Source organism: Nocardiopsis halotolerans DSM 44410, from assembly GCF_000341065.1.
Classification (GTDB): Bacteria; Actinomycetota; Actinomycetes; order Streptosporangiales; family Streptosporangiaceae; genus Nocardiopsis; species Nocardiopsis halotolerans.
Genome location: NZ_ANAX01000148.1, coordinates 1 through 7,107, shown reverse-complemented (window position 1 = coordinate 7,107; position 7,107 = coordinate 1). Strand labels below are relative to the sequence as shown.

Annotated in this window: 5 protein-coding genes; all 5 read right to left on the bottom strand. The window is 71.4% G+C overall.

The features are described 5' to 3' along the window. A partial coding sequence (locus tag D455_RS0110835) for a Rho termination factor N-terminal domain-containing protein (protein ID WP_017570746.1) occupies positions 1–1,189 on the bottom strand: 1,189 nt, incomplete at its 3' end. Positions 1,190–1,627: 438 nt separating this feature from the next. After that, positions 1,628–2,566, bottom strand: a complete 939-nt coding sequence (thrB, locus tag D455_RS0110830; RefSeq protein ID WP_017570745.1) for a homoserine kinase — start codon at positions 2,564–2,566, stop codon at positions 1,628–1,630. A gap of 276 nt (positions 2,567–2,842) precedes the next feature. Continuing rightward, a complete protein-coding gene (gene thrC / locus D455_RS0110825; RefSeq protein ID WP_193789424.1) occupies positions 2,843–3,901 on the bottom strand; it encodes a threonine synthase in 1,059 nt (352 codons plus the stop codon). Between the two features lie 262 nt (positions 3,902–4,163). After that, positions 4,164–5,450 (bottom strand): homoserine dehydrogenase, encoded by a 1,287-nt coding sequence (locus D455_RS0110820; protein WP_017570743.1) that lies wholly within the window; start codon positions 5,448–5,450, stop codon positions 4,164–4,166. 66 nt (positions 5,451–5,516) lie between these two features. Beyond that, entirely contained in the window at positions 5,517–6,902 is a 1,386-nt protein-coding gene (lysA, locus tag D455_RS0110815; RefSeq protein WP_017570742.1) for a diaminopimelate decarboxylase, read from the bottom strand. Positions 6,903–7,107: the final 205 nt, after the last annotated feature.

The window sequence follows — 7,107 nt, the reverse complement described above, 5'->3', positions numbered from 1 at the left end:
GGCCCAGCCGCTCCTGCGGGTAGAGCGGGACGAGCTTGGAGAACTCCTGGCGGTGCTTGGCCTGGTCGGGCGACATGCCGTTGACCGAGTCCAGGCGCACCAGGGCGTTGAACTTCTCCCTGCGCTCGCCCTCGCGCGGCTGGCGGACGGCGCCGATGATGTGGTCACCCTTGCGCAGGCCGTACTTGCGCACCTGGGCCAGGGAGACGTAGACGTCGCTCTGACCGGGCAGGTAGCCGGTGGTGCGCACGAAGGCGTAGTTGTCCAGGATGTCGAGGATGCCCGCGACCGGCAGCAGGACGTCGTCCTCGCCGATCACCGGCTCGGTCTCCTGACCCCCGCCACGTCCACGGCGGTCCCGGCGGTCCCGGCGACGTCCGCGGCGGCGCCCGCCGCCACCGAAGTCGTCGTCGTCACCGGAGCCCCGGCCCTGGTTCTGGCCGCCTCCGGAGCCGCGGCCCTGGTTCTGGCCGCCGCCCTGCTGGGCATTGCCTCCGTTGTTCTGGTCGTCGCCGCCCCTGTTGCGGTTGCGGCGGTTGCGCTGGCGCTCACGACCCTGCCCGGACCTGCTGTCACGGTCCTCGGAGGTGTCGGGGCCGTTCTTCTGGGGGGTGCTGGATGTCTTGGTCACGCTGCTCGCGGAGGTAGAGGATTCGGCGCCGTCCACCGATCGGGTCTGGTCGCCGGACTCGTCACCGCGCCTGCGGGACGACCGGCGGCCACGGGACGGCTTGTTGTCGTCCCGCTCACCCTGGGAGTCGGTCACGGCCTGGTCCGACGGCTGCTTGGCCGCGCGCTTGCGCGGAGCCTGGTCCGTGCCCGACGCGTCGGGAGTCTGGGCCTCGGTCCGGCCGTCGGTTGCCTCGACCTTATCGGCCTTGGGCGCCGTCTCGGCGTTCTTTGTGGATTTGGCCTTCGACGGGCCGCTGACGGGACCTCCCTGCTTGGCCTCGATCGCGGCGATGACGTCGCTCTTGCGCATGCGCCCCGTACCGGTGATACCCAGGCTCGACGCGAGCTTCTGGAGCTCGGGGAGCTTCAGAGCCGAGAGCCCGGTACCGCGCGACGCCGCGCGGGACCGCGACGACGCACCTGTCGGCGCGGCATCGCGAGCCTCCGCTCCGGAAGCGCCGGTGGTGGCTTTGTCTTCGACCGCCGCGTCCGTTCGGAGTTCGGTGGTGTCGCTCACTAAGGGTCCTTCCCAAGGAGCGGGCTTCGGCCGTCAGCGGGTGCTGGAGCGGCCGGCCCGGTGGTGCGAACCGGCAGGGCCGGGTAGGGCGTGCCCCACGTGGATGTCGGAAACCGGCGTGAAGACGGTCCCCTACCCAATCGCGGCGGGCTCTGGGTACAGCCAGACGTCAGGGCGGATGGCTCGGTGATGTTGCCCGTCCATCGTGGAGACACGCTCATCCGAGGAGGAGCGGGCTACGATGACGTTGGCACAGTCGCGGAAGAACCGCGGACTCGACACGTTGGCCGTCGCTTCCGGATGGTCGTGGGACCGGACCACCGGAGTATGGGACGCGAAGGCCGCTGTGGCGGATGAGCACTCGCCCCGTAACGGGGCACCTGGTGCTTCACCTAGCCTAACATCACCAGAGGCCACGGCTATTCCTCGACACAGCTGCTACGAATGGGGAGATGGGGACCGCACCCCGGCCGATTCGACGAGCAGGGGGCGTATGCCCCAATTCTTACCCGCCCTCCGGCGGATCGAATCAACCTGGGCGGTGATTTCCGGGGAATCAGCCGCCGCCCTCCCCCCGCTCACGGAACACAGCACGAGCACCGTGGGCCCCGCTCCGGATACCACGGCGGGCAGTTTCTCGTGTTGACGCAGGTCACGGATGAGATCGAGGGTACGCGGCATGGCGGGTGCGCGGTAGGACTCGTGTAGCCGATCCCGGGTGGCCGCGTACAGGGTTTCCGGGTGGCCACAAACGGCCGCGGTCATCAGCGCGGCGCGCCCCGCGTTGAACGCGGCGTCGCCGTGCGGAACCTCCTCGGGCAGCAGTCCGCGCGCCCGTTCGGTGGACAGCCGCCAGTCGGGTACGCACAGCACCGGCAGGATCCGGGTGTCGGGGGTCAGGGACACCGCACCCCAGCGGTCGCCGTCGCGGTAGGCGACGGTGTACCCGCCGTAGACGCAGGGGGCGACGTTGTCCGGGTGGCCCTCGATGTCGGCGGCGATCTGGTAGATCCCGTCGCGGTCCGGGCCCCCGTCGGGGCCGGTGCGCCCCAGCAGGGCGCTCGCGGCGGCCACTCCGCCGACGATCGCCGAGGAGGAGGAACCGAGCCCTCGGGCGTGCGGAACACGGTTGACGCAGGTGAGGTCGAGCCCGGGCAACTTCTCCCCGGCCCGCTCGAAGGTCTCGCGCATGGCGCGCACGACCAGGTGGCGCTGGTCGAGCGGTACCTCTCCGGCTCCCTCCCCCTCGACGCGCACGCGTAGTTCGCCGTCGGAGCGCGGGGAGACCTCGAACTCGTTGTGCAGTCCCAGGGCCAGGCCGAGGGCGTCGAACCCCGGACCGAGGTTGGCGCTGGTGGCGGGGGCCAGGACGGACACCCGGGTGGGGCGCGTTGGGGTCACGGTGGGCTCTTTCTGTGTTCTTACGTCCTCGCGAGCTCGGCCGGAGCTCGGACGCCCCGGGGCGAGGTCCACAGACGGGGCAGGGGTCCCGTACGGACCGCGGTGGCGTGGTGGGGTTGTTGCCGGGGGCCCACACGCCCTCGCGGGCACGGGCCCGCACCCCTCCCGTGTGGGAGGCTATCGGTGCCGCCCCAGGGCGGAAGGCGCTCCCCCGCCCTGTGGACAACCGGTCTCGTCGTCGGCCGACCGGGCTCAGGCGAGGTCGAGGGCCTTGGCCGCGGCGAGGGCGTCCACCGGGACGGTGGTGGCCGAGGAGGCTCCGGCCAGCGCCCAGTCGGGGTCCTTGAGACCGTTACCGGTGACGGTGCACACCACGCGGCTGCCGCGCTGGACCTGACCCGCGTCCACGGCCTGGAGCAGACCGGCGACGCTCGCGGCGGAGGCCAGTTCGACGAACACGCCCTCCTCGGCGGCGAGGAGCTTGTAGGCGGCCATGATCTGGCGGTCGGTGACCTTGTCGATGAGGCCGCCGGACTCCTCGCGGGCCTGCTCGGCGAGCTTCCACGAGGCCGGGTTGCCGATGCGGATGGCGGTGGCGATGGTGCTCGGGCTGGTCACGGGCTCGCCGTTGACGATGGGCGCGGCGCCGCTGGCCTGGAAGCCGAGCATGCGCGGGGCACGCGTGGACACCCCGTCCCTGGAGTACTCGGTGTAGCCCATCCAGTAGGCGGTGATGTTGCCCGCGTTGCCCACGGGGATGCAGTGGACGTCGGGGGCGTCGCCGAGGGCGTCGACGATCTCGAAGGCGGCGGTCTTCTGTCCCTGGAGGCGGTAGGGGTTGACCGAGTTCACCAGGGCGACCGGGTAGTCCACGCTGAGCTTGCGGGCCAGTTCGAGGCAGTCGTCGAAGTTGCCGTCCACCTGGAGGAGGCGGGCGCCGTGGACGAGGGCCTGGGCGAGCTTGCCCATGGCGATCTTGCCCTGGGGCACCAGCACGGCGCAGGTCATGCCCGCGCGGATGGCGTAGGCGGCGGCGCTGGCGCTGGTGTTGCCGGTGGAGGCGCAGATCACGGCCTTGGCGCCGTCCTCGGCCGCCTTGGTGATGGCCATGGTCATACCGCGGTCCTTGAAGGACCCGGTGGGGTTGAGCCCCTCCACCTTGAGGAAGACCTCGCAGCCCGTGAGCTCGGACACGCGCGTGGCGGGCAGCAGGGGCGTGCCGCCCTCCTGGAGGGTGACAACCGGGGTGCTCTCGTTGACGGGGAGGCGGTCGCGGTACTCCTCGACGATGCCTCGCCACGCCCGTGCCATGCTCACGACTGGGTCCCTTTCGGGTGGATGCGGATGCGCTTGACGCGTGCTGGAGGCGGAGGTGTCCGGACGGCACGGTGGCGCGTCCGTCGCCCCCACCAGCTACGAGTCTATGACCCCGTCCGGAGTATCCCGAATCGCGGTCACCCGTGTCTCACCATGCGGACATTCGGGCACGCCGCGCGGACCGTACGGGTGCCCGTACGGTCCGCGCGGCGCCCGCTCCGGGGCACCTCCGGCGTCACCGCGCCCGTGAGTCGGCTCAGTCGGCGAAGTTCTCCACACGCATCACACTGGCCACCTCGCGCACCATCTCGTGGACACGCAGATCCTCGACCGTGGCACTGAGCGCGGCGTCGGGGGCGGGGTGGCTGACCAGCACCAGCTGGGCGTCGTCCCCGCTGCCCTCCTGGCGCACGTTCCTGATGGACACACCGTGGTCGGCGAAGATCTCCGCCACCTTGGACAGCACGCCCGGGCGGTCCGCCACGTCCAGCGCCACGTGGTAGCTGGTGATGGTCCTGCCCATGTCGTGGACCGGCAGCCCGGTGTCGTGCCCGCCCTCGGCCACCGAGGTGTCGGCGAGGCGGTTGCGCGCCACCGCGACCAGGTCGCCCAGGATCGCGCTGGCGGTGGGGGTGCCCCCCGCCCCGGCGCCGTAGAACATCAGGCGGCCGGCGGACTCGGCCTCCACGAACACCGCGTTGTAGGCCTCCTTGACGCTGGCCAGCGGGTGCTCCACGGGGAGCATCACCGGGTGGACGCGCACGCCCACCGACTCACCGTCCTGCGAGCGCTGGCAGATGGCCAGGAGTTTGACCACGCAGCCCATCGCGCGGGCGCTGGCGATGTCGGCCGCGGAGACGTGGGTGATGCCCTCCCGGTGCACGTCGGCGGCGGTCACCCGCTGGGTGTGGAAGGCCAGCCTCGCCAGGATGGCGGCCTTGGCGGCGGCGTCGAAGCCCTCCACGTCCGCGGTGGGGTCGGCCTCGGCGTACCCGAGGGCCTGCGCCTCCTCCAGGGACTCGGTGAACCCCGAGCCCAGGGAGTCCATCCGGTCGAGGACGTAGTTGGTGGTGCCGTTGACGATGCCCAGCACGCGGTTGACCCTGTCTCCCGCGAGCGAGTCGCGCAGGGGCCGCAGCAGCGGGATCGCGCCCGCCACGGAGGCCTCGTAGTACAGGTCGACCCCGGCGTCGCGCGCGGCGGCGTGCAGGGTCTGGCCGTCCTCGGCGAGCAGCGCCTTGTTCGCCGTGACCACCGACTTGCCCGCCTTGACCGCGGCCAGGATCAACGAGCGGGCCGGTTCGATGCCGCCGATGACCTCCACGACCAGGTCGATGTCGGGACGCGTGGCCAGGGCCGTGGCGTCGGTGGTCAGCAGCGCCGGGTCGACGCCGCGGTCGCGGTCGATACGGCGCACCGCGATACCGCCGATCTCGATCGGCGTGCCCACCCGGGCGGCCAGTTCCTCGGACTGTTCATTGACCAGGCGGACGACTTCCGAGCCCACCACGCCGCATCCGAGCAGCGCCACCTTCATCGCCATTTGGGCGTGACTCCCACTTCTCTCGTGATCCTCGTCTTCGGGCGGCCGTGCCGCCGTGGGGACCGTTCAGCCGACGTCGAGGCGGAGCAGGTCCTCCTCGGTCTCCCTGCGCACGATGACGCGTGTGCTCCCGCCTCGGACCGCGACCATGGCCGGTCGGGGCAGGTGGTTGTAGTTACTCGCCATGGAGTAGCAGTAGGCCCCGGTGGCGGCGACCGCCACCAGGTCGCCCGGGCGCAGGTCCGCGGGCAGGTAGAGGTCGTGGACGATGATGTCGCCGCTCTCGCAGTGCTTGCCGACCAGGCGGGACAGCATGGGTTCGGCGTCGCTCTCGCGGGAGACGAGCTGGCTGGTGTACTCCGAGCCGTACAGGGCGGTACGGATGTTGTCGCTCATGCCGCCGTCGACGCTGACGTAGGTGCGGATGCCCTCGACGTCCTTCACGGTACCGACCTCGTAGACGGTGATCCCGGCCGGGCCGGCGATGGCGCGGCCGGGCTCGACCGCGATGCGGGGCACCGGCAGCCCGACCTCCTCGCACTCGCGGCGCACGATGGAGGTGAGGCTCTCGGCGATGGTCTTGGGGTCGAGGGGATCGTCACCGGAGGTGTAGGCGATGCCCAGACCGCCGCCGAGGTCGAGTTCGGCGAGGGTGACGCCGAGTTCCTCGTGGACACCGGTGAGGAAGCGGGTGACGCGTCGGGCGGCGACCTCGAAGCCGGAGGTGTCGAAGATCTGCGAGCCGATGTGCGAGTGCAGGCCGACGAGTTCCAGCTGCGGGGCGGCGAGGACGCGTCGGACCGCGTCGGCGGCGGCGCCGGTGCTCAGCGCGAAGCCGAACTTCTGGTCGTCATGCGCGGTGGCGACGAACTCGTGCGTGTGCGCCTCGACACCGGTGGTGACGCGGATGAGGACCTTGGGGCGGGCGTCGAGTTCGGCGGCGATGGCGCCGAGACGCTCGATCTCGTCGAAGGAGTCGATGATGATCCGGCCCACCCCGGCCTCGACGGCGCGGCGCAGTTCGGCGGCGGACTTGTTGTTGCCGTGCATGCCGATGCGCTCGGCGGGGACGCCCGCGGCCAGGGCGACGGCGAGCTCGCCACCGGAGCACACGTCGAGCTTGAGCCCCTCCTCCACGACCCAGCGCGCGACGGCCTTGGTCAGGAGTGCCTTGCCCGCGTAGTAGACGTCGGCGTCGGAGAAGGCGGTGCGGTAGTCGCGGGCGCGGCCACGGAAGTCCTCCTCGTCCATGACGAAGAGGGGCGTGCCGTGGGCGGCGGCGAGTTCGCGCACGCCGACTCCGCCGACGGTGAGCTCTCCGTCCGCGCGGCGCGAGGTGGCGGGCCAGACGCGGGGGTCGAGGGCGTTGAGGTCCTCGGGCGGCAGCGGCGGGTTGTCCTCCGGCAGGATCTCCGCGTGGCGGGAACCGGCGGGGTGGGCGTAGCGGCTCATGATGGGCTTTCGGCTGGGACTGTACGGCTGTGCGGGTTGGCGGCACCCCTCGTTCCCTATTGTCCATCAAACCGATCGGAACACCAGGGACGGGTGTGCCCCACCGGACGGCGGCACGGGGTGCCTACAGCCTTGTGGGCGCTGACACTCCGAGCAGGAAGAGCCCGGTACGGAGGACTCCGGCGACGGCGGCTGGCAGAGCCGG

Bases quoted from the DNA above. Each gene is read 5' to 3' on its own strand.
- thrC (WP_193789424.1), bottom strand. From the start codon at position 3,901: ATGGCACGGGCGTGGCGAGGCATCGTCGAGGAGTACCGCGACCGCCTC.
- D455_RS0110820 (WP_017570743.1), bottom strand. From the start codon at position 5,450: ATGGCGATGAAGGTGGCGCTGCTCGGATGCGGCGTGGTGGGCTCGGAA.
- lysA (WP_017570742.1), bottom strand. From the start codon at position 6,902: ATGAGCCGCTACGCCCACCCCGCCGGTTCCCGCCACGCGGAGATCCTG.